This window comes from Pseudomonas sp. FG86, assembly GCF_057808775.1.
Map to the genome: position 1 here is coordinate 69,101 of NZ_JBMDIS010000010.1, position 26,519 is coordinate 95,619.

Consider the following 26,519-nt stretch of genomic DNA (forward strand, 5'->3'; position numbering starts at 1 on the left):
CCTCAGCAGTCCAGTGGGTTGCGTTTTTCCGGGTTGATCCCGAACTTGACGATAGCGTCAGCCACCACCTTAGGTTCGATCTCACCACGGTCAGCCAAGGCTTCCAGGGCTGCCAACACCACGAAATGACGGTCGACTTCGAAGAAGTGACGCAGCTTCTTGCGGCTGTCACTGCGGCCGAAACCGTCGGTGCCCAGGACTTTGAATTCCTTGGACGGGACCCACTGGCGAATTTGTTCAGCAAACAGCTTCATGTAGTCGGTGGAGGCAATGACAGGGCCCTTACGGCCGGTCAGGCACTCTTCGACATAGCTCTGCGCAGGCTTCTGGCCTGGGTGCAGGCGGTTGTTGCGCTCGACGGCCAGGCCATCGCGACGCAGTTCGTTGAAGCTGGTCACGCTCCATACGTCGGCGCCGACGTTGAACTCGTCACGCAGGATCTTCGCCGCTTCACGCACTTCGCGCAGGATGGTGCCGGAGCCCATCAGTTGCACGTGGTGTGCCGCTTCCTTGGTGTCTTCTTCGAGCAGGTACATGCCCTTGATGATGCCTTCCTCCACGCCGGCCGGCATGGCTGGCTGCTGGTAGGATTCGTTCATCACGGTGATGTAGTAGAAAACGTCCTGCTGCTCTTCGGTCATCTTCTTCATGCCGTCCTGGATGATCACCGCCAGCTCATAGCCGTAGGTTGGATCAAAGGTGCGGCAGTTCGGGATGGTGGCAGCCAGGATGTGGCTGTGACCGTCTTCGTGTTGCAGGCCTTCGCCGTTCAGCGTGGTACGGCCGGCGGTACCGCCGATCAGGAAACCACGGGTACGGCTGTCGCCGGCAGCCCAGGCCAGGTCGCCGATACGCTGGAAGCCGAACATCGAGTAGAAGATGTAGAACGGCAGCATTGGCTGGTTGTGGCTGGAGTACGAAGTACCGGCAGCGATGAAGGAGCTCATGGCGCCCGCTTCGTTGATGCCCTCTTCGAGGATCTGGCCCTTCTTGTCTTCCTTGTAGAACATCACCTGGTCTTTATCGACTGGCTCGTAGAGCTGGCCGACGGAGGAGTAGATGCCCAACTGACGGAACATGCCTTCCATACCGAAGGTACGGGCTTCGTCCGGGATGATCGGCACGATACGCGAGCCGATTTCCTTGTCCTTGACCAGCTGCGCGAGGATCCGCACGAAGGCCATGGTGGTGGAGATTTCACGGTCGCCCGAGCCGTCCAGGATTGCCTTGAGGGTATCCAGTGGCGGTGTCGGGATGGTGAAGCTCTTGGCGCGGCGCTGTGGCACGAAGCCACCGAGTGCGGCACGACGCTCGCTCAGGTAGCGGGCTTCGGCGCTGTTCGGCTCCGGCTTGAAGAACGGCAGGTTTTCCAGCTCTTCGTCTTTGACGGGAATGTCGAAGCGGTCGCGGAACAACTTCAGGCTGTCGACATCGACTTTCTTGGTGTTGTGCGCAGTGTTTTTCGCTTCGCCGGCACCGGTGCCATAACCCTTGATGGTCTTGGCCAGGATGACGGTGGGTTGTTCCTTGTGGTTGACCGCTTCGTGGTACGCCGCGTAGACCTTGTACGGGTCGTGGCCGCCACGGTTGAGTTTCCAGATCTCGTCGTCGGACAGGTCTTCAACCATCGCCTTGAGTTCAGGCGTGTTGAAGAAGTGCTCACGCACGAATGCGCCGTCTTTGGCCTTGTAGTTCTGGTACTCGCCGTCGATGACTTCGTCCATGCGACGTTGCAGGATGCCGTCGACGTCCTTGGCCAGCAGTGGGTCCCAGAAACGGCCCCAGATGACTTTGGTCACGTTCCATTGGGCGCCACGGAACACGCCTTCGAGTTCCTGGATGATCTTGCCGTTGCCGCGAACCGGGCCGTCGAGGCGCTGCAGGTTGCAGTTGATGACGAAGATCAGGTTGTCCAGCTTCTCGCGGCCGGCCAGGGAGATGGCACCCAGGGATTCCGGCTCGTCACACTCGCCGTCGCCCAGGAAGCACCAGACTTTCTGCTTGCCTGCCGGGATGAAGCCACGGGCTTCCAGGTACTTCATGAAACGTGCCTGGTAGATCGCCTGGATCGGGCCCAGGCCCATGGATACAGTCGGGAACTGCCAGAAATCTGGCATCAGCCACGGGTGCGGGTACGACGACAGGCCGTTACCGTCTACTTCCTGGCGGAAGTTGTTCATGTGTTCTTCGGTGATGCGGCCTTCCATGAACGCACGGGCGTAGACGCCGGGCGAGGTGTGACCCTGGAAGTAGATCAGGTCGCCGCCGTGTTCTTCGGTCGGGGCCTGGAAGAAGTAGTTGAAGCCGATGTCATACAGGGTGGCGCTGGAAGCGAAGCTGGAGATGTGACCGCCCAGGTCAGAATCTTTCAAGTTCGTACGCATTACCATCGCCATGGCGTTCCAACGTACCAGCGAGCGAATGCGGCGTTCCATGAACAGGTCGCCAGGCATGCGTGCTTCGTGGGTAACGGGGATGGTGTTGCGGTACGGCGTGGTGATGGCGTAGGGCAGTTGCGAGCCGCTGCGGGTCGCGAGTTCGCCCATACGGGTCATCAGGTAGTGAGCACGGTCTTCGCCTTCTTTGTCGAGAACCGATTCCAGGGCGTCCAGCCATTCCTGGGTTTCGACGGGATCGAGGTCTTGCATGGCTTGCTCCAGGGCGGAAAGGCTACCAGAATCGGTTGCCTGAAGTTTGCGACTGGCCTTGTGGGCAGACGACATAAATTCTTGGATGGCCGAAGGTTGCTTCGGCGTCCTGTAGTTTTACTACAAATCGTCGGCCATTTCAGCCTTTCGAATGTATATACGAGTAGTAAAACTACACAAGACTGAGCGGATTGCTCGGTCTGATCGGTGAGCATAATCGTTATTGTTGATCTTTTGCGAACAAGAAAAGGTAGAAGTTTAATGTTGCCTGCCAAAATTAATGTTTTTTCAGCTATTTCTAACTTTTGTTCGACAGTCCTCCATCGAGCGCGCTGCCTGCGTTCACAGCAACAAGCCGTTTACGCGCCGATCAAGGATAGATCATGAGCCTTCCAACGCTGGCCGAACTACCGGCCATTCTCTTGCCATTTGCCAGCCGGGCCGAGCAGTCATTTCGTGACGCAGTGGCCGCGCTGGATGACGATCATGGCCTTTCTGCGTGGACGCCGCAACGGTGGGCCGACTTCGCCCGGGTGTGCGCCGCCAGTGACTTTGTGATTGAACAGAGTGTTCGTGACCCTTTGATGTTGCTGGAACTGGTGGCGTGGGGCGAACTGGACCGCGGCTTTGCGCCGGGCGAGCTGTGCGGGCAGATTGCCGGTGCGGTGCAACAAGCTGAAACAGAAGATGAACTGGGCCGCGTCTTGCGTCGCCAGCGTACCCGCCAGCAAGTGCGCATCATCTGGCGCGACCTGACTCGCCAGGCCGACCTGGTGCAAACCTGCCGCGACCTTTCCGACATGGCCGACGCCAGCATCGACCAGGCCTACCAATGGCTGTACCAGCGTCACTGCGTGCAGTTCGGCACGCCGACCGGCCGGCGTAGTGGTGAGGCCCAGCAAATGGTGATCCTCGGCATGGGCAAGCTCGGTGCGGTGGAGCTGAACCTGTCATCGGATATCGACCTGATCTTCGCCTACCCCGAGGGCGGTGAGACGGTGGGCGTCAAGCGCGCCCTGGATAACCAGGAATTTTTTATTCGGCTTGGTCAAAAATTGATCAAGGCTCTCGACCCGATGACCGTCGACGGTTTTGTCTTTCGCGTCGATATGCGCCTGCGCCCCTACGGTTCGGCCGGCGCCTTGGTGCTCAGCTTCAATGCGCTGGAGCAGTACTACCAGGACCAGGGCCGCGACTGGGAACGCTACGCCATGATCAAGGCGCGGGTGGTGGCTGGCGACCAGGTGGCCGGCGCGCAACTGCTGGATATGCTGCGTCCGTTCGTCTATCGCCGTTACCTGGACTTTTCCGCCATCGAAGCGCTGCGCACCATGAAGCAGCTGATCCAGCAGGAGGTACGGCGCAAGGGCATGGCCGAAAACATCAAACTGGGCTCGGGCGGCATCCGTGAAGTGGAGTTTATTGCCCAGGCGTTCCAGTTGATCCACGGTGGTCGCGACCTCAGCCTGCAGCAGCGGCCGTTGCTCAAGGTCCTCGGCACCCTGGAAGGCCAGGGCTACCTGCCACCGGCGGTGATCGCCGAGTTACGCAATGGCTATGAATTCCTGCGTTACACCGAACACGCGATCCAGGCGATTGCCGACCGTCAGACGCAAATGCTTCCGGACAGCCCCGAAGACCAGGCGCGCATTGCCTTTATGCTCGGGTTTTCCGATTGGGCCACCTTCCATGCGCGCTTGATGTATTGGCGTGGTCGCGTGGATTGGCATTTCCGCCAGGTGATTGCCGACCCGGATGAAGAAGAAGGCGAAGAGAGCGAATTGGTCGTCGGCGGAGAATGGCTGCCGCTGTGGGAAGAGTCCCAGGATGAAGATGCCGCCTGCCGCCAGCTCGCCGAAGGCGGTTTCAGCGACGCCCCCAAGGCCCTCAAAGCCTTGGCCGGCCTGCGCGGCAGTCCGCAACTGCGTGCCATGCAGCGCCTGGGTCGCGAGCGCCTGGATGCGTTTATCCCGCGCCTGCTGGCCCAGGCTGTCGAGCACGCCAACCCCGACCTGGTGCTGGAACGTGTACTGCCGTTGGTGGAGGCCGTCGCGCGGCGTTCGGCTTACCTGGTCTTGCTCACGGAAAACCCCGACGCCTTGCGCCGCCTGCTGACCCTGTGCGCCGCCAGCCCGTGGATCGCCGAGCAGATCACGCGCTTTCCGCTGCTATTGGATGAGTTGCTCAATGAAGGTCGCCTGTTCAAGCCGCCCTTGGCGCCCGAACTCGCCGCCGAGCTGCGCGAGCGCCTCACGCGCATTCCCGAGGATGACTTGGAGCAGCAGATGGAAGCCTTGCGCCACTTCAAGCTGGCCCACCGCCTGCGCGTCGCCGCCTCGGAAATCGCCGGCAGCCTGCCCTTGATGAAAGTCAGCGACTACCTGACCTGGCTCGCCGAAGCCATCCTCGAACAGGTGCTGGCCCTGGCCTGGCGCCAGACCGTCGCGCGCCACGGCTCGCCGCAACGGCTGGACGGCACCCTGTGCGATCCTGGGTTCATCATTGTCGGTTATGGGAAAGTCGGCGGTATCGAACTGGGGCATGGTTCGGACCTGGACCTGGTGTTTATCCACGACGGCGACCCGCAGGCCGAAACCGACGGTGCCAAGCCGATCGACGGGGCGCAGTTCTTTACTCGCCTGGGCCAGCGGATCATCCACCTGCTGACCACCCAGACCAACTCCGGCCAACTATATGAAGTAGACATGCGCCTGCGACCGTCCGGCGCATCCGGCCTGCTGGTGAGCTCGCTTGGGGCGTTCGCGCGCTATCAGGAGAACGAAGCCTGGACCTGGGAGCATCAGGCGCTGATACGTGCGCGGGTGCTGGTGGGCAGCCCGGATGTCGGCCAGGCCTTCGAGCAAGTGCGGGCCAAGGTGCTGGGGCGTGAACGGGACCTGGTGAAGCTGCGCCAGGAGGTCAGCGAGATGCGCGCCAAGATGCGTGACAACCTGGGGACCAAGTCGACGGTGGCCGGTACCGGCGCCAATGCCTTCGAACCCACGGTGGTGTTCGACCTCAAGCAGGACGCTGGAGGTATCGTGGATATTGAATTTATGGTGCAATACGCCGCTTTGGCGTGGTCTGCGCAACATCCATCGTTGCTGCGCTACACCGACAATATCCGCATTCTGGAGGGCTTGGAGCAGGTAGGGTTGATGCCTGCCGCCGATGCCCATTTGCTGCGCGAGGTGTATAAAGCCTACCGTTCCGCCGCGCACCGCCAGGCCTTGCAGAACGAGGCCGGCACGGTGACCGGGGATCAGTTCGCCGACGAACGGCGCCAGGTGATGCGAGTCTGGCAGGAGCTGGGGTTGAGCTGAAACACTATTAGGGCGGGGAGGCATAAGCCTCCCCGCATCGTTTGTGGAAACTACATGAATATTCTGATCGTTGGGCCCAGTTGGGTCGGTGACATGGTGATGGCACAGACACTGTTCCAGTGCCTGAAACAACGTCATCCCGACTGCCAAATCGATGTGCTCGCCCCTGAGTGGAGCCGGCCGATCCTCGAGCGCATGCCTGAGGTGCGCAAGGCCCTGAGCTTCCCGCTCGGCCACGGTGCCCTCGAGTTGGCGACTCGCCGTCGTATCGGCAAATCCCTGGCCGGCCAGTATGACCAGGCGATCCTGTTGCCCAATTCGATGAAGTCGGCCCTGGTGCCGTTTTTTGCCGGCATCCCGAAACGTACCGGCTGGCGCGGCGAGTTTCGCTACGGCCTGCTTAACGACGTGCGCAAGCTCGACAAGGCGCGGTACCCCCTGATGATCGAGCGTTTCATGGCCCTGGCCTACGCGCCCGGCGCCGAGTTGCCGACGCCGTACCCGCGCCCGCGCCTGCGGATCGATCCAGTGACCCGCGACGCAGCCCTGGCCAAGTTCGGCCTGGCCCTTGACCGTCCGGTGCTGGCGCTGTGCCCTGGCGCCGAGTTTGGCGAGTCCAAGCGCTGGCCGTCGGAGCACTACGCCAAGGTCGCCGAGATGAAAATTCGCGAAGGCTGGCAAGTGTGGCTGTTCGGTTCGAAAAACGACCATGGGGTGGGCGAAGATATTCGCCAGCGCCTGATCCCCGGCCTGCGCGAGGAAGCGGTGAACCTCAGTGGCGACACGTCGTTGGCCGAGGCCATCGATCTGCTCTCCTGCGCGGATGCCGTGGTGTCCAACGACTCCGGGTTGATGCACGTGGCGGCGGCGCTGAATCGCCCGCTGGTGGCGGTGTATGGTTCTACGTCCCCAGGCTTTACCCCACCGTTGGCCGACCAGGTCGAAGTGGTACGCCTGGGTCTGGATTGCAGCCCGTGCTTTGAGCGCACCTGCCGTTTCGGTCACTACAACTGCCTGCGCCAGTTGCTGCCGCAGCCGGTGAGCGATGCCTTGCAGCGGTTGCAGGGCTCTGTGGTCGAGGTTCACTGAGTTGCGGGTACTGGTAATCAAGACCTCATCCCTGGGCGACGTGATCCACGCCTTGCCGGCATTGACCGACGCTGCGCGGGCGATCCCCGGTATTCAATTCGACTGGGTGGTGGAAGAAGGCTTCGCCGAAATCCCCACCTGGCATCCGGCCGTCGACAAAGTGATCCCGGTGGCGATCCGCCGCTGGCGCAAAAATATCTGGCAGACCCTCAAGAGTGGTGAATGGCGACGCTTCAAACAGCGCATCCAGTCGACCAAATACGACCTGGTGATCGATGCCCAGGGCCTGCTCAAAAGCGCCTGGCTGACCCGTTACGTGCGCGCGCCAGTGGCCGGTTTCGACAAAAACTCCGCCCGTGAACCGATTGCGGCGCGCTTCTATTCCCGGCGCCTGGCCGTGGCCCGCGGGCAGCACGCGGTGGAACGCCTGCGCCAGCTGTTTGCCGTGGCACTCGGTTACGACCTGCCCAAGGGCTTGGGCGACTACGGCCTGAGCGTCGACAAACTGCTCGGCCTGCCGCCGAAAAAACCCTTCGTATTGCTGCTGCACGGCACCACCTGGGACACCAAGCACTGGCCCGAAGCCTACTGGCGTGAGCTGGCCGAGCGCATGGGGCGCCTGGGGGTGGACGTGAAGCTACCCTGGGGCAACGCCATCGAAAAGGCGCGGGCCGAACGCCTGGCCCAGGGCCTGCAACACGCCGAAGTGCTGCCCAGGTTGAACCTGGCCGGCGTCGCCCGTGTGTTGGCCAGTGCCCGTGCCTGTGTGGCGGTCGACACCGGCCTCGGTCACCTGGCGGCCGCGCTGGATGTGCCGACCATTTCCCTGTTCGGGCCGACTAATCCCGGCCTGACCGGCGCCTATGGCAAAGGCCAGATTCACCTGGCCAGTGACTTCCCGTGCGCGCCGTGCCTGCAAAAACAATGCACCTATCAACCCACGGCCGACGACCTGCGTCGGTTCGACATCAAGCGCGAGTCGCCCCTGTGCTTCACGCGCCTGAACCCTGAGCGTGTGGCAACCCGGCTAAGCACGTTGTTATTGGCTGAGGAGCTGCACTGATGCAACTGGCTTTTGTTCTGTACAAATATTTCCCCTTCGGCGGCCTGCAACGGGATTTCATGCGCATCGCCCTGGAATGCCAGCAGCGCGGCCACCAGATCCGTGTCTACACGCTGATCTGGGAAGGCGACATCCCACCGGGCTTCGAGGTGCTGGTGGCGCCGGTCAAGGCGTTCTTCAATCATCGGCGCAACGAAAAGCTCAGCGCCTGGATGGAAGCCGACCTGGCCAAGCGCCCGGTAGACCGCCTGATCGGTTTCAACAAGATGCCCGGCTTGGATGTGTATTACGCCGCCGACGGCTGCTTTGAAGACAAGGCACAAAACCTGCGCCATTCGCTGTACCGCAGTTTCGGTCGCTACCGCCACTTTGCCGAGTACGAACGCGCGGTGTTTGCCAAGGATGCCAAGACCGAGATCCTGATGATCTCCGAAGTGCAGCAACCCTTGTTCATCAAGCATTACGACACGCCGCTGCAGCGCTTCCACCTGTTGCCACCGGGCATTGCCCAGGACCGCCGCGCACCGCCGAATGCCGCCGAGATCCGCGCAGGGTTCCGCAAGGAATTCAACCTGGCCGATGACGAACTGCTGCTGGTGCAAATTGGCTCCGGCTTCAAGACCAAGGGGGTCGACCGCAGCCTCAAGGCCGTGGCCGCACTGCCGGCAGAGCTGAAAAAACGCACGCGCCTGTTTGTAATCGGCCAGGACGACCCCAAAGTATTCCAATTGCAGAGCGCCACCCTGGGCTTGGGCGACAACGTGCAATTCCTCAAGGGGCGCAGTGATATTCCGCGTTTCCTGTTGGGCGCCGACCTGTTGATCCACCCGGCGTACAACGAAAATACCGGGACCGTGCTGCTCGAAGCCCTGGTGGCCGGGCTGCCGGTGCTGGTCTCGGCGGTGTGTGGTTATGCCCATTACATCGCCGAAGCCGACAGTGGCCTGGTGCTGGATGAGCCGTTTGAACAAGCCCAACTCAACCAGTACCTGGCGCAGATGCTCAGCGATTCTGCACAGCGCATGGCCTGGGGTCGCAACGGGTTGGCGTTCGCCGAGACGGCCGACCTCTACAGCATGCCGCAGCACGCGGCGGATGTGATTCTGGCGGAGCCAAAACGATGAAGTTGATACTTGCCGAACCGTTCAAGACCCTCTGGGCTGGGCGTGACGCCTTCGCCGAAGTCGAGAAACTGCAAGGCCAGGTATTTCGCGAGCTGGCGGCCCGTCGCACGTTGCGCACCGAGGTCGACGGCCGTCCGTATTTCGTGAAAATCCACCGTGGCATTGGCTGGGGGGAGATCTTCAAGAACCTGATCACCGCCAAGTTGCCGGTACTGGGGGCGGGCCTTGAATGGGCCGCCATCCATCGCCTGCAGGCCCTCGGCGTACCGACCATGACCGGCGTAGCCTTCGGCGAAAAAGGCAGCAACCCGGCGGACCAGCATTCGTTCATCATCACCGAAGAACTGGCACCGACCCTCAGCCTGGAAGACCTGACCGTCAACTGGGTCGCCGAACCCCCGGCACCTGCACTGCGTCATGCCCTCACCGCCGAACTGGCGCGGATGGTCGGCGACATGCACCGTGGCGGCGTGAACCATCGCGACTGCTACCTCTGCCATTTCCTGCTGGACACCGCGCAGCCGATTGACGCGCACAACATCAAGCTTTCCGTCATCGACCTGCACCGTGCCCAACTGCGTGCCCATCTGCCGATGCGCTGGCGCGACAAGGACCTGTCGGCGTTGTATTACTCGGCGCTGGAGATTGGCCTGACGCGGCGCGACAAGCTGCGTTTCCTCAAGGGTTACTTCCGCCAGCCGCTGCGCCAGATCCTGGCTGAGCAATCGGCGTCCCTGAGCCTGATACAGCGCAAGGCCGACAAGCTGTATGCACGCAAACAACGCTACGGGGATGCGCTCTGATGGCGGGTTGGAACCTGGAACCTGCTTACGCCGCCCTGGCGGATGATTTCGGAAGCCTTGCAGCAGTGTTCGCCTTGCAAGGCGAGCGCCTGACCCGCGACCCCCTCTCGGAGGTGATCCGCGTGGAGCGCGGTGGGGTCAATTATTACGTGAAGCGCTATGTCGGGGCCGGCAAGGGCCTGCGGCGCTACCTGGGCAAGCCACGGGTGAAGTCCGAGTGGCAGAACCTCAAGCGCTTCGCCAAGTGGGGCATTCCCACCGCCGACGTGGTGGCCTGGGGCCTGGAACGCAAGGGCCTGGCCTACGCCCGGGGGGCGATGATCACCCGCGAGTTGCCCAAGACCGAAGATTTGTCGGTGCTGGCCGAGCGCAACGATGCGCGCCTCAAGGACCCCAAGTGGGTCGATGCCGTGAGTCGCCAGCTCGCCGAATACACGCGCACCATGCATGATCATCGCTTCACCCATAACGACTTGAAGTGGCGCAACCTGCTGATCGACGACCAGCAGACGCTGTATTTGATCGACTGTCCCAACGGTGATTTCTGGCGCGGTTTCTGGCTCAAGTACCGCATCACCAAGGACCTGGCCTGCCTGGATAAGGTGGCCAAATATCACCTGTCGGCCACCCAGCGCCTGCGCTTCTACATGCAATACCGCCAACGCTCGCATCTGACGGCGTCGGATAAACAGCGAATTCGCCATGTGGTGAAGTTTTTCGAGGGACGCGAATGAGTGATTTCCTGGCGGCCGACGACCGCGCTTTACTTGAGCGCAACGGCCTCGCGACTTTCGACGCCCTGTGGGCCAAGCAATTGGACGCAGTGGATGAGCCGAACACCAGCCGGGGCGGCTGGAGCAGCGTATTTCGCCTGGAGCTCGACGGCCAGGGGTATTACCTCAAGCGCCAGAGTGACTACCTGACGCGCACCCTGCATCGCCCGTTTGGCGAGCCAAGTTTTGCCCGCGAATTTCGCAATATCAGCCGCTATCGCCAGTTGGGGATCCCGGCCCTGCAGGCGGCGTTTTTCGGCCAGCGCAAGGTCAATGGCGAGCATCGCGCGATGTTGCTGACGCGCGCCCTGGACGGCTGGAATGACCTGGAGTCATTGCTGGAGCAGTGGCCTTCACTGAGCGATGCCCAGCACCGCGCCATCCTGCAAGCCAGCGGCCAGTTGGCTCGGCGGCTGCACAGCGTTGGCCAGGTGCACGGCTGTTTTTATCCCAAGCATATTTTCCTGCAGGCGACGGGCGACGGTTACGCCGCGCAGCTGATCGACCTGGAGAAAACCCGTCCGCTGTTGTTCGGCTGGCGGGATCGGGTCAAGGACCTGGAGCCGCTGTTGCGCCGTGCACCGCAGTGGTCGGATGAGCAGGTGCGCCAACTCCTGGCGGCGTACCTCGAACAGCCTGAGGATAGCGCGCTGCTCGCCACCTGGCACCAGCGCTTGACCGCGCGGCGTAGCCACAAGGAGAACCGCTGATGCGTTTGTCCGAGTTGAAAAAAGCCGGGCGTACCCCTGGCCTGCCAATGACCCTTGACCTGGCGGACGCTGCTGGCCCTGGGCAGTTGCAACTGCTGAGCCTGTTGCGTGTATTGCCGGGCGAGCGCTACGTCGGCGCAGCGGTCTGGCGCGGGCGTCCGGTACTGGCCAAGTTGCTGGTAGGCAGTAAGGCCGCGCGACATTTTCAGCGTGAACTCGGCGGCGTGCGCCTGCTCGCCGAACACGGCTTGACCACACCGCTGCTGCTGGCCGATGGGTTGCAGGAAGGCGAGGGCGGCTGGCTGTTGTTCGAGTTTATCGAAGGCGCTGAGAGCCTGGCGGATGCCTGGCACGCGGTCGAAGGCTTGCCGCCGCTGGCGGATGAGCAAACCGCCGTGCTGGCCGAAGCGTTGGGTGCGATTGCCCGGATGCACGCCAAAGGGCTGTGGCAGGAAGACCTGCACCTGGACAACCTGCTGCGCCAGGGCGAAAAGCTGTATCTGATTGACGGTGCCGGGATTCGTGCCGAAGAGGCAGGCAAGCCGCTGTCGCGCAACCGGGTGCTGGAGAACCTCGGGGTGTTTTTCGCCCAGTTGCCGAAAAACCTCGAGCCGTTTACCGAGGAACTGCTGGTGTATTACCTGCTGGGCAATGGTGAGCACGCGCTGCCGCTCGAAGCCCTGGAGAAGCAGGTGCGCAAGGTCCGCGCCTGGCGCCTGAAGGACTATTTGAACAAGGTCGGCCGTGAATGCACGCTGTTCAGCGTGGTGCGCGGTGCCTTCGGCCTGCGTGCGATTCGGCGCGAGGAAGAGCCGGCCATGCTGCCGGTGCTGGCACAGGCTGACGCGTTGCTGGATCAAGGCCACCTGTACAAGACCGGGGGGGCGGCCAGTGTGGCCAAGGTCGAAGTGGCCGGCCGACCGCTGGTGATCAAACGCTACAACATCAAAGGCTTCACCCATTGGCTCAAGCGCTTCTGGCGTCCGAGCCGCGCCTGGCATTCCTGGCGCGAAGGCAATCGCCTGGCGTTCCTCGGCATTGCCACGCCCACGCCGCTGGCTGTATTGGAAAAGCGTTTTTTCTGGCTGCGCAGCCGGGCTTATCTGGTCACCGAGTACCTGCCGGGGCCAGACATCATCGAGCGTTTCGCACCCTATGTTGAGCACGGCGACGCGCCTGAAAACGAACTGCTGGCGCTGGACCATCTGTTCGCCGAGCTGATTCGCGAGCGCATCAGCCATGGCGATTTCAAAGGCCACAACCTGTTCTGGGATAACGATCGCTGGTCGCTGATCGACCTGGACGCGATGTGTCAGCACAGCTCTGCCGCCAGCTTCGCCCCGGCGTATGCCAAGGACCGTGCGCGGTTTATGCGCAATTGGCCGCAGAGCAGTGCGTTGTATCAGTTGATCGATCAGCGTTTGCCCAAAGGGATCGAGATTGGTGGCTCCCTGTAGCAGGGCTTGAGGGCAATATGAACGTAGATGGGCAACCCAGAAGAACCTGAAACCTAGGGTTAAATATCCTGGGGCGGATGAAAAACTAACCCCCCCCCGCAGTTTCTGCTCTTTGACAGTGAGGCGGAGCGTGTTGCAGAAGGTGTGGCAGCGAAACCGCCAAACCTACCATCTGGCTTTGGGCTTCTGTGTTGAAACCCTTCATGAGTTTCTCCATGAGAAACATCAGCAGCGCCCCCCATCGGCGTGAGCGTTTTACGACCGGACCAGGAAAATCGAGCCTTTGACGTGCTCAAACGCAAGTTTTATTGCAGTGGAGGGCGGAGCAAGGTAGGTGAGGGTTTTGAAAATTGGGGGCTGAAAATTTTTCCTACTGCAGAAAGCGAAAAGCCCCGGTGAAACTCACCGAGGCTATAACGCCGACCGGGATCCCCCAGTCCATTTGCGGCAGATTCTATGCCCGCGATTTTAGAGTGTCAGCGCGCACCACCTGAGTAGCCGATAGGCCGTGGTCGTGCCGAGTCTACTGATGCGCTCAATAGTAAGCGCTGTTGCCTGAGCAACAGTTGTCGGACAGTTGTTGGCCCAGAACGACAGCCCGCTTTGACCCTGAAACATTATCCAATTGATTTAATTCAATAAAAATCCTGGCACGGGCTCTGCAATGGCTCCTGGTGAACCCTTTCACTGGTCGCAGCGGAGCCCTGTATGCCTTTCAGCCTTTCCACGTATTTCCGTTTGATCTGCCTTGGCGCCGCGCTGTTGCTGGGCCACGCTGCCAGTGCCCAGGCCGCCGAAGGCGATGATGCCGTGCCGTCCCTGGCCGGCAAGCGCATTGCAGTGAGCATGACCGGCACCAGTCACTATTTCGATATCAAGGCGTTCCAGGCTCAGGTCGATGAGATCAAGCGCCTCGGCGGCACGCCGATCACCCTCGATGCCGGGCGCAACGACAAGAACCTGGTGACCCAGTTGCAAACCGTGGTCACCCAGAAACCTGACGCCGTGATTCAGACCCTCGGCACCCTCAGTGTGATCGACCCCTGGCTCAAGCGCATCAGCAAGGCCGGCATCCCGCTGTTCACCATTGATGCGCCGTCGCAATACAGCCTCAACAACACCACCTCCGACAACGTCGCCACCGGCAAGGCCCTGGCTGATCAATTGATCAAGGACGCCGGCGGCAAAGGCAAGATCCTGGTGTTCAACGGCTTCTATGGCGTGCCGGTGTGTGCGATCCGTTATGACCAGTTGAAGCTGGCGCTCAAGGACTATCCACAGCTGGAAATCATCCAGCCAGAGCTGCGCGATGTGATTCCCAACACTGTGCAGGACGCCTATTCCCAAGTGTCGGCGTTGCTTAACAAATACCCTGCGGGCAGCGTCTCGGCGATCTGGTCGGCGTGGGACATTCCGCAACTGGGCGCGAGCAAGGCGCTGATCGATGCCAAGCGTACCGAGATCAAGACTTACGGCGTCGACGGCACGCCGGAAGTACTGGCGCTGCTCGGCCAGGCGAATTCGCCGGTAGGGGCGGTCGTGGCGCAGCAACCGGCGTTGATCGGCAAGACCGCCGTGCAGAACGTGGCGCGTTACCTGGCCGGGCAACGTGACCTGCCCAAGGAAACCCATGTGGCGACGCTACTGACCACCGCCGGCAACCTGGCGCAGGTTCAGCAACTGCGGGGTGACTGATGGCGGCATTGCACCTGCAACACCTGCATAAACGCTTTGGTGCCACCCTGGCGCTGGAGGATGCGAGCCTTAAAGTCGAACGCGGCACCATCCACGGTCTGGTGGGGGAGAACGGTGCGGGCAAGTCGACCTTGATCAAGATCCTGGCCGGCATCCACAAGGCGGACGCGGGGCAGGTGAATATCGACGGCCAGTCGTACGCCGCGTTGTCGCCGCGCCAGGTCGATGCGCTGGGCGTGCAGTTTATCCATCAGGAGCGCTTGTTGCCGGCGAGTTTTACCGTGGGGGAAGCGCTGTTTTTCGGGCATGAATTGCGGCGCGGGCCCTTTGTTGATCGACGCCGCCAGCAGCACGAAGCCGAGCGCTTGCTGGCGGAGTATTTTGAGCTGCAATTGCCCGCCGGGGCGCTGGTGAGCGAGCTGAACAGTGCCGAGCGCCAGGTGCTGCAAATCACTCGGGCGTTGATTCGCCAGCCCAAGATCCTGGTGTTCGACGAACCCAGCGTGGCGCTGGTCAAGCGCGAAGTCGACCAGTTGCTGCGTATCGTCAAACGCCTGCGTGATCAGGGCATATCCATCCTGTACATCTCCCATTACCTGCAGGAAATCGACAGCCTGTGCGATGAAGTCACGGTGCTGCGCAATGGTCGGGATGTGGCGGTGGTGCAGCCACGGCATACGTCCAGTGCCGAGATCGCGCGGTTGATGGTTAACCGTGAGGTGCAGGAGATGTACCCCAAGGCCAAGGTTGTGCTGGGGGCGCCGTTGTTGCAGGTACGCGGGTTGAGCCTGGCGCGGCGCTATCGGCAGATCGACCTGGAAGTGCGGCGCGGCGAAATCCTTGGCCTGACTGGGCTGGTCGGCTCGGGAGCCAAGGAATTGTTCAAGACACTCTTCGGCGTCGAGCGCGCCGACAGCGGCAGCGTGCATCTGGATGGGCGTTTGCTGCGCCTGCGTTCGCCGGGCCAGGCGATTGCCGAGGGCATTGCGCTGGTGCCGGAAGAGCGGCGCAGCCAGGGGATTTCGCCGCTGCTTTCGGTGCTGGAAAACCTGACGCTGGCGGGGCTTGGGCGGTTCAGCCGCTGGGGCTGGTTGGACCGCCGCAAGGAACAGGCGGAAAGCCTGCGGCTGATCGACGAATTGGCAATCAAGGCACCTGGAGCCCAAGCGGCCGTCAGCCAGCTCAGTGGCGGCAATCAGCAAAAAGTCGCCCTGGGCAAATGGCTGAGCCGCCGCTCGGCGGTGTACCTGCTGGATGAGCCCTGCGTGGGGGTGGATGTGGGGGCGAAGGTGGAGATCTATCGCTTGATCGGGCGCTTGGTGCAAGAGGGCGCAGCGGTGTTGGTGTTGTCTTCGGATTTGCCAGAGTTGTTGGGGATCAGTGATCGAATCCTGGTGCTGCATCGTGGTGAGATCGCCGGTGAATTCCTTGCCGGGGAAGCGGACAGCGATCAATTGCTGGCTTGTGCGACGGGGGTCGTTGTTGCTGCGGCTTTAAAAACTCGCGAGGTGGAACATGCTTGAAGCCGCGACGCCTGGGTTATCGCAGCGCTTGTGGGTACTGATGCTGCGCCGTGGTTCGGTGGGGGTGTTTGTGGTGATCCTGCTGGGGTTTGCCGTGGCCGCGCCGAACTTTCTGTCGGTGGGCAATCTGGCCAATGTGTTCAGCCAGTCGGCGATTCTCGGCGTGTTGGCCTTCGGGCTCACCTGCGTGATTATCGGCGGCGGTTCGAACGTGGTGGCCGGTGGGCTGGACCTGTCGTTGGCGGCCAACCTGGGGTTGTGTGCGGCGGTGTTCAGCCGCCTCAACAATGCCGGCCTGGACCTGTGGCTGACCTTAATGCTGACCATGGGTTGCGGCCTGGCGGTTGGCCTGCTCAATGGCCTGGCTGTGGTGTTGCTGCGCTTGCCGCCATTGCTGGCGACGCTGGCGAGCATGAACGTACTGGCCGGGCTGGAGCTGGTGTTGACGGAAAATACGGTGGTCTCCACCGATTCGCCGCTGCTGGACATCCTCAGCGGCGGGGCTTGGTGGGGGGTGCCGGCCCTGGCTTGGGTGCTGCTGGTGGCGGCAGCGTTGTTGACCTTACTGATCCAGCACTCGCCCTACGGGCTGCGCCTGCATGCGGTTGGCGAGTATCCCCAGGCGGCTGAGGCGGCGGGCATTCGTGTGCCCGCCTACGTGTTGTCGAGCTATGTGCTGTCCGGCCTGTGCGCCGCTGTGGCTGCGCTGTGTTCGGCGGCGTTTTTCAGCGGCAGCACCACCGGTTCCGGCGACATGCTGCTGTCGGTGGTAGCGATCGCCTTTCTCGGTGTGGTGTTTTCCCGCAGGCTGGTGGCGAGTATCCCGGGTACTTTGCTTGCAGCGCTGTTGATCGGTTTTCTGATCAATGGCTTTCAACTGCTTAACCTCTCCAGTTTTTGGGTCAATGGTGTGCAGGGCGTGTTGATTTTGCTGGTAGTCGCGGCGTCCAGTGCATTGAACCGAGGGGCGACGGCATGATCCCACGCGCATTATTGCCGCTGGCATTGCCACTGGTATTCACGCTGATTGTCGTGGTGTTTGCGCTGCAAGCGCCGGGCTTCCTCAGTGCAGGCAACCTGAAAAGCCTGGTGCTGAACAACTTCGTGCTGCTGGCGATTGTCGCCATCGGCATGACCTACGCAGTGGCGGCCGGTGGCATTGATTTGTCGGTGGGCACGGCACTGGACTTTGCCAGTTTCAGTTTTGTGGTGCTGCTCAATGGTGGGCATGGCTGGGCGCTGGCGGCCGCGGGCGCGCTGGTGGCGGCGCTGCTGGTAGGGCTGGTCAATGCCGGCCTGATTGCCGGGCTGCGGATCAGTCCGTTCCTGGCAACCCTGGGTACGCTGTTTATCGGCACCAGCGCCCAGCAATTGCTTTCGGACGGCGGCCAACCGATCTATATCAGCCAAGGCTTGAAGCCCGAGTTCACGGGGCTGACACCGCTGCTGATCGTTGTGGGGTTGGCGCTGTTCTACGGCCTGGCCCTGGCGCGTGGACGCCTGGGCCGCGAGTTGCTGGCCCAGGGCACCCAGCCGCTGCTGGCGTATTACTCGGGGTTGTCGGTGCGGCGCATCGTCAGCGTCGTGGCCCTGGCTACCGCCCTGGCTTGTGGGGTGGCGGGCGTATTGCTCAGCTCGACAGTCAGCGCCTATGTGCCGCTGTCCGGTAACGCGTTTTTGCTCAACGCGATTGGCGCGGTGTTTATCGGCACCACCTTGAGCCGACAGGGCCGTGCGAACATTCCCGGGACCCTGCTGGGCGTGTTGTTTATCAACGTTATCGCCAACGGCTTGCTGCTGATCGGCTGGAATTTCTATTGGCAGCAGGTGGCGACTGGGGTGCTGATTTTTGTGGTGCTGGCGTTCAGCTTTGCCAGTCGGCGCTTGGTCGAGCGCGCCTAGTGTTACCTGGCGTTGATCAACGATTGGCGGATCTCCCGCAAGCCACTCGGCTACGATGTTCACTAAAAGGCCTGCCAGACGACAATAACGGCGATGCCTTGCCGGTCGTTGCCTCTGCCGTGCACGATCTGCCGCCAGGCCAAGGACGGCAGCATCGAGATCTTCCGTTAGCGCGCAGTGACAACCGGTCGCCACATTCCCTAGATCATCCCGCCGCATGTTTACGCTATAATCCCGCCCTTTAGCTGTTTCCTGCCCAGGCGGGAAGCACACTTTTTTCAGGCGCAACCCGCCTGCATGCAGACTAAAAGAGGCTAGACCCCTGTGGCATTGACGATTCTTGGCCTGTCCGGCGCCCTTAGCCATGATCCTTCCGCAGCCCTGTATATCGACGGCAAGCTGATCGCGGCCGCCGAAGAAGAGCGCTTCGTACGCGACAAACATGCAAAGAACCGCATGCCCTACGAGTCGGCGAAGTTCTGCCTGGAACAGGCCGGCATCAAGCCTTCCGACGTTGACGTGGTGGCGATCCCGTTCGCCCCGATCAGCCTGTTCGGCGAGGCGCGCTGGCACTACGCCAAGCGTTACTGGTACGCCCCGGACCGCGCCCTCGACGCGATCCTGATGGGCAACCGTCGCTACAAGCGCTACCGCAACAAGATCGTCTGGTGCCTGGAGCAACTGGGCTTCGATCCGAAGAAAATCAAGATCGAGCCGGTTGAACACCACCTGGCCCACGCTTCCAGCGCCTACCACTGCTCCGGCTTCCAGGAGAAGACCGCGATCCTCGGGATCGACGGCAAGGGTGAGTACGCCACGACGTTCTTCGGCTACGGCGAGAACGGCAAGATCCACAAGATCAAGGAATTCTACGATCCGGACTCCCTCGGTGGCCTGTACGGCGCGATCACCGAGTTCCTCGGTTTCGAGATGCTCGACGGTGAATTCAAGGTCATGGGCATGGCGCCGTACGGCGACGCCAGCAAATACGATTTCTCGCGGCTCGCCTCGTTTGAAAACGGCGAGCTGGTGATCAACACCGACTACGCCAACGTTATCGGCCTGCGCCGTTACAAAGAGAAGGGCAAGGGCTTCTACTTTTCGCCAAAACTGATCGAGTGGCTGGGCCCCAAGCGCGAAGGCGACATCGCCGACGAGCCATACATCCACTACGCCGCCAGCATGCAGGCGCTGTTTGAAAAACTGGCCTTGCAGATGATCGACCATTACCTGGGCGACATCCTCAAGGACACCGGCAAGCTGGCCTTCGCCGGCGGCTGTGCGCTGAACGTCAAGCTGAACCAGAAGATCATTGCCCGTGACGACGTCAAGGAGCTGTTCGTGCAGCCGGCGTCCGGCGATGCCGGCACCGCTGTCGGTGCCGCCGCTTACGTGTCCCACGCCCGTGGTGTACCGGTGGAGAAGATGGAACACGTCTATCTCGGCCCGTCCTACAGCAACGAAGACGTGATCGCAGCCTGTGCCAAGCACGAGAGCAAGCCGAACTGGCGCAAGATCGAAAACATGCCTAAGCGCATCGCCAGGATCATGGTCGACGGCAACCCGGTGGCCTGGTTCCAGGGCCGCATGGAATTTGGCCCGCGCGCCCTGGGTGGTCGTTCGATCATCGGTTGCCCAAGCGCCACGGGCGTGGCTGACCGCATCAACCACCAGATCAAGTTCCGCGAGCGCTGGAGGCCTTTCTGCCCGTCGATGCTCGACACCGTGGCCCCGCAGATGATCAAGGTCGATCACCCGGCGCCGTTCATGACCTTCACCTTTGAAGTGTCGGAAGAGTGGAAGACCCGCGTACCGGAAGTGGTGCATGAAGATGGCACGTCTCGCGCCCAGGTGCTCAAGCGCGAATACAACCCGCGCTACTACGACATGATGAAAGAGCTGGAAGTGCTGACCGGTAACGGCGTATCCCTGAACACTTCGCTCAACCGTCGTGGCGAAGCGATGATCTGCTCGCCGACCGACGCGCTGAACATGTTCTTCGGCTCGGACCTGCAGTACCTGATCATGGAAGATATTCTGGTCGTCAAGGATGGCGTGGACCCTTATGACGCTGTGGTTTAAATGCTGAACCGCTTCCAGGCTTGGCGTGAACGTGGCTGGGCGCCTGTCGAGGCCGAGGTTTACGCCCAGGCCTGGCTGCGGTTTGGTGGCAGCGTGGCGACCCATCCGCAGGTCGTCGAGCGCTTGGCGACGCTGGCACAGATTCCGGTGCGCTACCTGGGCTGGGAGCAGGACGGCGAGCTCAAGGGGGCGATTGCCACCTGGGGACGCGACCTGGCCCTGTCCAAGGACGTGCTCAAGCGCAGTGGCAAGAAAGGCCTGTTTGACCTGGGTAATGCCGAGATCATCCTGCCCATTGCTGCCGATGCGCAGGTGCCGGTGCGCCATCGTGGGCGCTACCTGTCGGCGCTGAATGAAGGCCGCGTCAGCACCCTCAAGCCCCAGGCCGAGCAACTGGCCATGGCCCGTACCCCCGAAGACCTGTCGAAGAAATTTCGCTACAACCAGCGCCGCGAGCTGCGTCTGCTGGAAGAGGCGGGCGGTGTGGTGCGCGCGGTCAGTGAGTTCTCCAGCAGTGAGCTGGCGGCGATCTACTGCGATCTGTTCCAGCGTCGTTGGGGGTTCCCGGCGACCGGGGCCGAGCGCCTCGCCGAGGTGCTGGCATTGCTCAAGGAGTTCCTGATCGGTTCGGTGTTGTTTCTCAACGATGCCCCTATTGCCGTGCAATTGGTGTATCGCGTCGAATCACCTGAATGGATCAGCATTGAATACGTCAACGGCGGGGTCGACCCTGAAACCCGCGCGTTCAGCCCTGGCAGTGTGTTGAGTTTCCTCAATACGCAAAGTGCCTGGGAGCAGGCCCGGGCCGGGGATAAACCGCTGCGTTTTTCTTTTGGGCGTGCCGACCGTGAATACAAGGAGCGCTGGTGCACGCCAGTGCCGGTGTTCAGCCTATGAGCCGCAAACAGCAACTGCTCAAGCGCCATCGACGCAACAAGCGCATTGCGCTGCTGATGGGCTTGCTGGTGTTGGTCGTGGCCGGTGTGCTGGTGGCCTGGTGGCTGCCGTTGATCCTGGCGGTGCTGCTGTGGGTGGCCCACGAAGCCTGGTTCGCCGACCATTTGTTCTATTCGCCCAAGGATGACTACCAGTACCGCTTTGCTCCCGGTGGCCAGTCGGTCGGTGTGCGCCTGGACGCCGGGCGACTGGTGCCACAAGCGCCTTTGGAACTGGCGGGCGATGAAACACTGATCGTCGAAGTGCAGCTCAAGAGCAGTTGGTTGGGGCGCTTCTTGGATCCAGCGGTTGAATTGTCCGGGGATCGCCAGGCGTTCGAGCGTGGTGTGGCCGGCAAGCGTTACCTCAACCTCACCGGTTCCGCGACGGCACTGGCCGGCGGTGAGCTGCACCTGCGCGGTCGCTATTGCCGCGTGATCGGTCAGCCGGTGCTGTGGGTCTTCCGGCAACCGGACCTGGCCCGCCAGCGAGTGATGGTGATCGCGCCCCATGCCGACGACGCTGAACTGGCTGCATTCGGCCTGTATGGCCAGGCGGACGAAAGCTGGATCGTGACCCTGACCGCTGGCGAAATCGAGGCCGAGCACTATCAGCAGATGGGCCTGCCCAAGGCCGACGCCGCGCGGATCAAAGGACGCCTGCGTGCCTGGGACAGCATTGCCGTACCGCGCTGGGCTGGCGTACCTGAGGCGCGGTGCGTGCAACTGGGTTACTTCTGCCTGCAACTGCCGGCCATGCGTGACGCTCCCGATCAGCCCCAGGCGTCCCGCGAAGCGCAACTGGACGATACGCGGCTGTTCCGCCAGTTCAATGCCCTGGCGCTGCCCAGTGATGCGGACGGCGCGCCGACCTGGAACAACCTGATTGCCGACCTGCGCGCGGTGTTGCTCAAGGCGCGCCCCGAGGTCATCGTGGTACCGACCCCGGTGCTTGATCCTCACCCGGACCATATCTGTGCCCACGCCGCGGTGGTGCAGGCATTGGACGGGCTTGAATGGCAGCCGACCACGCTGCTCGGTTATGCCAACCACCTGCATGATAATGACCGCTGGCCCATGGGCGATTCCGGTGCCGGCGTGGCGTTGCCGCCGCAGTTCGATGCGACCCAGGTGCTTGAGCCTTATTGCCGGGTGCTGACCCTCGGCCAACAGCGGGACAAGGCGATGGCGCTGGGCATGATGCATGACCTGCAACCCCGCGCGCCGTTCAAGCGTCGGGTGCGCCGCCTGTTGCAGCAATGGCTGGCCGGTCGTGGTCCATCGCCTTATGGTGAGAATGAATTCTTCCGCAAGGCCGTGCGCCGTCACGAGCTGCTTTGGGTATTGAAGCCGGACCGGGATTGACTATTTTTCGTTGGGCCGCTCGTGCGTAGCGGCCTGATTGCCCCATGGAGTGATATGAAGCCTCGTTTCAAGGTTTTGCAGTTGCAGCCGGACTACAACGTCAAGCTCAATGATTTCGCCGACCTCGGCGAGCAGATCGTCAAGTCGTTGCCGGTCGAGCGTTTCGAGGTCACGTCGGCCTTCCTCAGCGGGCGCCCGCGGCCGGGTCAACCGTTGAGCGTGGCCGCGCACTCCAAGTATTTCGAGTTTCCCGAAAAGGCCCTCAAGGGCATTCGCCTGGGCGCGATGTGGCAAATCTACAAGTACTGCCGCGAGCAGAAGTTCGACGTGGTCATCTGTAACCGTTTCAAGTCGGTGAACATGATGCTGTCGCTCAATCGCTGGTTGAAGATCCCGCTGTGCATCGGCATCTCCCATGGGTTTGGCGAGTACGAGCGGGCTTATCGTCGGCGCCAGACGCGCCGTCTGGTGAGCCCGGCCTGGCGCTTCGTCGGCGTGTCGGCAGCGGTCCGTGACTATCTGGTCGGCCTCAATTGCGGCTTTACCCGCGAGAACACCACCTTCGTCACCAATGCCATCGACATTCCCCAGGCCGAAGCCTTGCAACTGCCGCGCGACCAGGCGCGCCAGGAACTTGGCCTGCCCCTCGATGCACGAATCATCGGCGCCCTGGGGCGCCTGGTGCCGATCAAGGGCCACACGCACCTGTTGCAGGCGTTTGCCCGGCTCAAGGACAAATACCCCAACGCCCAGGTCGGCATCATCGGCTCTGGCCGTGCCGAAGCGGACTTGCGCGCGGACATCGAGCGCCTCGGCCTCACCGGCCGCGCGCACTTGCTGGGCTTTCGTGAAGATGGCCTCAAATACGTGCGTGCCTTCGATATCTGGACCATGCCTTCGTTGCTGGAAGGGCTGGGGCTGGCGCTGCTGGAAGGCATGAGCGGGCGCCTGCCAGTGATTGCCTCCAATGGCCCGGCCATGTTGCCATTGGTGGAGGGGGCGGGTGGTTTGTCCCACGAACCCGGCAATGTCGAGCAACTGACAGCCGCCTTGGATACCTACCTGGCGATGAGTGACGAACAATTGCGTGCCAAAGGTGAACAGGTGTTCCGCTACCTGGAAGAAAACCACGCCCTGGCCGAATTCCAACAGAAATACCTGGACTTGATCGAAAGCGGTTTAAAGGAAGTAGGAAGAGCATGACTCAGCAGCAACCCCTGGTCTCGGTGATTATCGCGTCCTACAACCATGGCCGGTACATCGAAGAGAGCATCCTCAGCGTGCTCGCCCAGACGTACCCGAATATCGAACTGCTGGTGGTGGACGACGGCTCCAAGGATGACAGTGTCGAACGTATCCAGCGCCTGCAGGCCGAGCACGGCTTTGATTTCCAGGTACAACAGAACCAGGGGCTGACCGCCACGCTCAACGGCGCCATCGCCCGCGCCAAGGGCAGCCTGATCGCACCGTTCGGCTCCGATGACATCATGCTGCCTGATCGTATTGCCATTCAGGTGGCGTACATGCAGGACAAGCCGAAAGTGGGCATCTGCGCCGGCAACATCGAGCTGATCGATGGCGACGGTCACCTGCACCCGGAGAAGAAACAGCGCCGCGACGTACCGTTTCGCAGCCTGGATTTCGATGATCTGTTCATGGATCGCAAACCCTTCCCGCCGGCGCCGACCATGCTGATTCGTCGCGAAGCGCTGGAGCAAGTGGGCGGCTTCGATCCGCTGATTCCCCTGGAAGATTTGCTGATCCAGTTGAAGATCACCGCCGCGGGCTACACCATCGACGCCCTCGACGTGGTGATGGCGCGCTATCGCCAGCACGCGAGCAACACCTACAAGAACCACCGCTACATGATCCAGAACATCCTCAAGACCTACGCCAAGTTCAGCGAGCACCCGGCTTATGACGCGGTGCGCTACAACTTCTTGAACTCGATGTTCCTCAAGACCGCCGACCGGGACCGGCCGCTGGCGCGGGAGATCCTCAAGCAGATCCCATTGAAGTTCTGGGGGCGCAAGACCTTGCGTGGCCTGGTGCGTCTGTACTTGATGCCCCTCAGGAGCTGAGGCGGCGAGGGGGGTAAAAAAAGGCGACTATCAGCGGTGATAGTCGCCTTTTTTATCAGGCGCTGGGAATCGCCAAAGCCTGCACCTGTGCCCGAATCTTCGCGGTGGCACCTTGGCTGGCAACGGCCGCATAACCTTTGGCCAGCTGTTCGAAGTGAGTCTCGAACAACCAGGCGCGGTCCTGCGGGTAGCGCTGCATATGGCGCAGGTTACGCTGGCGCAGGGCGTTGCGCAGCGGCGAAGGGAAGATGCGCAGGTCGGCGATATCGATCAGGCCGAACTCACCGTCATCCATCAGCAGCACGTTCCCCAGGTGCAACGAACGGAAGTACACGCCGCGCTCATGCAACTGGGCCATGAACTGGCCGAAGCGCTCGATCAGCGACTCGCGCAGGCTGCTGTCCAGGCTTTGCAGGGCCTGGCGCAGGGTCAGGCCGGGTAGCGGCGAGTAGATCACGGCGCTGCTGCCGTCGTGCAGCCCATACAGGCCAAGAATCTGCGGCGTGGGGATACCCAGGGTACGCAATTGCTCGGCGTTACTGGCAAACCGCTCGGAGTAGGGGTTGAAGCTGCCCGAGGTGTACCAGCGCCGCGGGCGGAAGACCTTGAGGAAACGGCCGTCAGCCAGGCGCAGGACTTTCGGGCCCAGGCCGTCGGCTTCGATGACGTGTGCATGGCTGCACAGTTGCTCGAAGGCGGCTGGTTTGAGGGCTTGTACCGGCATGCGCAGCACGCTGCGACGACGCTGGGCGATGCTCAGGCCGGCGATGAGAGCCAGTGGGATCCACAAGACAAACCAGTGCTCCTTGGGTCGCGACAGGATGCCACCGCCTTCGGTCAGGCCGGCGCCGATGCCGTACATCAACAGGGAAGACGCCAGGATAAACAGCGGCTGCGCACGTTCCTTGAGGCCTTTGTACAGGCCCCAGCCGAGCATGAAGATCCACGGGATAAACCCGATGATGCCGACGTAATACAGCACGCCCAGGGCGAAGCTGTGGGGCTCGCGCAGTTGGTAGCCATCGGCCAGGGTCAGGTACAGCTCCGAATCGTAGCTGTGGCCGATCCACGGGTGTTCGGCGATGCGTTGCAGCGACATGCCCCACAGTTCAAAGCGGAACGAGCTGCCACGGTTGGTGATCAGTTCCGGGTAGAACAGCAGGAGCCCGGCGGCGCCCACGACCATGCCCGCGATCAGCAGTGCCGAGCGGCGATTACGGCTGATAAAGGTCATCCAGAGGATGGTCAGCGTCAGTGCCACCAGTGGCGTGCGCGAGCCGGTGGCCAGGACCGTCGCGGTCATGATCGCCAGGGCGGGTACGCTGAACCACAGTACGCTCAGGCGCTGGGTGGTCATGCAGACATACAGCCAGTAAACGCAGAAGAAGCCAAATACGTGGGAACTGAGCAGCGGGTTATCGAGGGCGCCGCGGCCGCCGATCATGCGCATGCCCGGCTCGAAACCCTTGACGAATGCCACGAGGTTGCACAGGCAGACCACCAGTGCGATCACCGCCGCACTGAAGAAAATCGGCTTGAACAGTTCATTGCGGTAATGCAGCAACAGCCCGCAGCCGGCAAACAGCATGAACGTGTGCAGGGGACGCTTGAACAGGTCCGTGTCCGGGTGTTGCTCCGGGCTCCAGAACAGGCTGATCAGGGCCCAGGCGGAAAACACCAGGAATGCGATCGCCAGCGGCTCGCGCAACAGTTCCTTGAATTCCCGCGGGCGCAGGCACAGCAGCAGCAAGGTCGGCGCACTGAACAGGGCGTAGTAGAACTTGTGCAGCACATTGCGATTGGTGACGAAGAACAGCGAGCTCAGCAACAACAACAAGCCAATGGGCAAAATCCAGAGAACCAGAAAGTCGAAAACGCGATTTGAGCCATACATCAGGCGCTTGGAGTGCATACGCAAAGCCATTCCAGATTGAGAAAGCCGACCA

General features: G+C 61.8%; 19 protein-coding genes. 17 read left to right on the forward strand and 2 right to left on the reverse strand.

Annotated elements, in window-relative coordinates; translation table 11 throughout:
* Positions 1-2 precede the first annotated feature (2 nt).
* Positions 3-2,648 carry a pyruvate dehydrogenase (acetyl-transferring), homodimeric type gene (gene aceE, locus ACODSV_RS09545; RefSeq protein ID WP_024073027.1) on the reverse strand — a complete coding sequence of 882 codons (2,646 nt, stop codon included), beginning with the start codon at positions 2,646-2,648 and terminating at the stop codon, positions 3-5.
* Positions 2,649-3,031: 383 nt separating this feature from the next.
* Here aceE and glnE point away from each other — a divergent pair, with 383 nt between their 5' ends.
* From glnE to ACODSV_RS09630, 17 genes are all read left to right on the forward strand, one after another.
* Positions 3,032-5,971: a bifunctional [glutamate--ammonia ligase]-adenylyl-L-tyrosine phosphorylase/[glutamate--ammonia-ligase] adenylyltransferase gene (gene glnE, locus ACODSV_RS09550; protein WP_069075122.1), complete on the forward strand. Its 2,940-nt coding sequence runs from the start codon at positions 3,032-3,034 to the stop codon at positions 5,969-5,971.
* A 54-nt stretch (positions 5,972-6,025) separates the two neighbouring features.
* Complete coding sequence (gene waaF / locus ACODSV_RS09555) at positions 6,026-7,060, forward strand: lipopolysaccharide heptosyltransferase II (RefSeq protein ID WP_024073029.1); 1,035 nt, start codon at positions 6,026-6,028, stop codon at positions 7,058-7,060.
* Between the two features lies 1 nt (position 7,061).
* Positions 7,062-8,123 (forward strand): lipopolysaccharide heptosyltransferase I, encoded by a 1,062-nt coding sequence (gene waaC / locus ACODSV_RS09560; RefSeq protein WP_024073030.1) that lies wholly within the window; start codon positions 7,062-7,064, stop codon positions 8,121-8,123.
* Positions 8,123-9,247 (forward strand): glycosyltransferase family 4 protein, encoded by a 1,125-nt coding sequence (locus ACODSV_RS09565; RefSeq protein ID WP_024073031.1) that lies wholly within the window; start codon positions 8,123-8,125, stop codon positions 9,245-9,247. The genes waaC and ACODSV_RS09565 overlap by 1 nt, the downstream gene beginning before the upstream one ends.
* A complete protein-coding gene (gene rfaP, locus ACODSV_RS09570; protein WP_069075124.1) occupies positions 9,244-10,050 on the forward strand; it encodes a lipopolysaccharide core heptose(I) kinase RfaP in 807 nt (268 codons plus the stop codon). The genes ACODSV_RS09565 and rfaP overlap by 4 nt, the downstream gene beginning before the upstream one ends.
* Positions 10,050-10,784, forward strand: a complete 735-nt coding sequence (locus ACODSV_RS09575) for a lipopolysaccharide kinase InaA family protein (RefSeq protein WP_069075125.1) — start codon at positions 10,050-10,052, stop codon at positions 10,782-10,784. Before rfaP ends, ACODSV_RS09575 begins: the two co-directional genes overlap by 1 nt.
* Positions 10,781-11,533 (forward strand): lipopolysaccharide kinase InaA family protein, encoded by a 753-nt coding sequence (locus ACODSV_RS09580; protein ID WP_069075126.1) that lies wholly within the window; start codon positions 10,781-10,783, stop codon positions 11,531-11,533. Before ACODSV_RS09575 ends, ACODSV_RS09580 begins: the two co-directional genes overlap by 4 nt.
* Positions 11,533-12,990, forward strand: coding sequence for a lipopolysaccharide kinase InaA family protein (locus tag ACODSV_RS09585; protein WP_150055950.1), 1,458 nt, complete (start codon positions 11,533-11,535; stop codon positions 12,988-12,990). Before ACODSV_RS09580 ends, ACODSV_RS09585 begins: the two co-directional genes overlap by 1 nt.
* A gap of 708 nt (positions 12,991-13,698) precedes the next feature.
* Positions 13,699-14,685: a sugar ABC transporter substrate-binding protein gene (locus ACODSV_RS09590; RefSeq protein ID WP_150055949.1), complete on the forward strand. Its 987-nt coding sequence runs from the start codon at positions 13,699-13,701 to the stop codon at positions 14,683-14,685.
* Positions 14,685-16,208 (forward strand): sugar ABC transporter ATP-binding protein, encoded by a 1,524-nt coding sequence (locus tag ACODSV_RS09595; protein ID WP_150095440.1) that lies wholly within the window; start codon positions 14,685-14,687, stop codon positions 16,206-16,208. The genes ACODSV_RS09590 and ACODSV_RS09595 overlap by 1 nt, the downstream gene beginning before the upstream one ends.
* Positions 16,201-17,187 carry an ABC transporter permease gene (locus tag ACODSV_RS09600; protein ID WP_150053980.1) on the forward strand — a complete coding sequence of 329 codons (987 nt, stop codon included), beginning with the start codon at positions 16,201-16,203 and terminating at the stop codon, positions 17,185-17,187. Before ACODSV_RS09595 ends, ACODSV_RS09600 begins: the two co-directional genes overlap by 8 nt.
* Positions 17,184-18,110 carry an ABC transporter permease gene (locus ACODSV_RS09605; protein ID WP_069075131.1) on the forward strand — a complete coding sequence of 309 codons (927 nt, stop codon included), beginning with the start codon at positions 17,184-17,186 and terminating at the stop codon, positions 18,108-18,110. Before ACODSV_RS09600 ends, ACODSV_RS09605 begins: the two co-directional genes overlap by 4 nt.
* 324 nt (positions 18,111-18,434) lie before the next feature.
* A complete protein-coding gene (locus tag ACODSV_RS09610; RefSeq protein WP_150053979.1) occupies positions 18,435-20,192 on the forward strand; it encodes a carbamoyltransferase family protein in 1,758 nt (585 codons plus the stop codon).
* Positions 20,193-21,089, forward strand: coding sequence for an antimicrobial resistance protein Mig-14 (locus ACODSV_RS09615; RefSeq protein ID WP_489045156.1), 897 nt, complete (start codon positions 20,193-20,195; stop codon positions 21,087-21,089). It begins immediately after the preceding gene.
* The gene (locus ACODSV_RS09620) at positions 21,086-22,492 is read left to right on the forward strand and encodes a PIG-L deacetylase family protein (RefSeq protein ID WP_150053978.1); all 1,407 of its coding nucleotides are present in this window, start codon (positions 21,086-21,088) and stop codon (positions 22,490-22,492) included. The genes ACODSV_RS09615 and ACODSV_RS09620 overlap by 4 nt, the downstream gene beginning before the upstream one ends.
* Positions 22,493-22,546: 54 nt before the next feature.
* Positions 22,547-23,695, forward strand: coding sequence for a glycosyltransferase (locus tag ACODSV_RS09625; protein ID WP_069075133.1), 1,149 nt, complete (start codon positions 22,547-22,549; stop codon positions 23,693-23,695).
* Positions 23,692-24,573, forward strand: a complete 882-nt coding sequence (locus tag ACODSV_RS09630; protein WP_150053977.1) for a glycosyltransferase — start codon at positions 23,692-23,694, stop codon at positions 24,571-24,573. The genes ACODSV_RS09625 and ACODSV_RS09630 overlap by 4 nt, the downstream gene beginning before the upstream one ends.
* Positions 24,574-24,628: 55 nt before the next feature.
* Here the strand turns inward: ACODSV_RS09630 and ACODSV_RS09635 are convergent, their stop codons facing one another.
* On the reverse strand, positions 24,629-26,485 hold the full coding sequence (locus ACODSV_RS09635; protein WP_150095439.1) for a bifunctional O-antigen ligase/aminoglycoside phosphotransferase family protein: 1,857 nt from the start codon (positions 26,483-26,485) through the stop codon (positions 24,629-24,631).
* Positions 26,486-26,519: the final 34 nt, after the last annotated feature.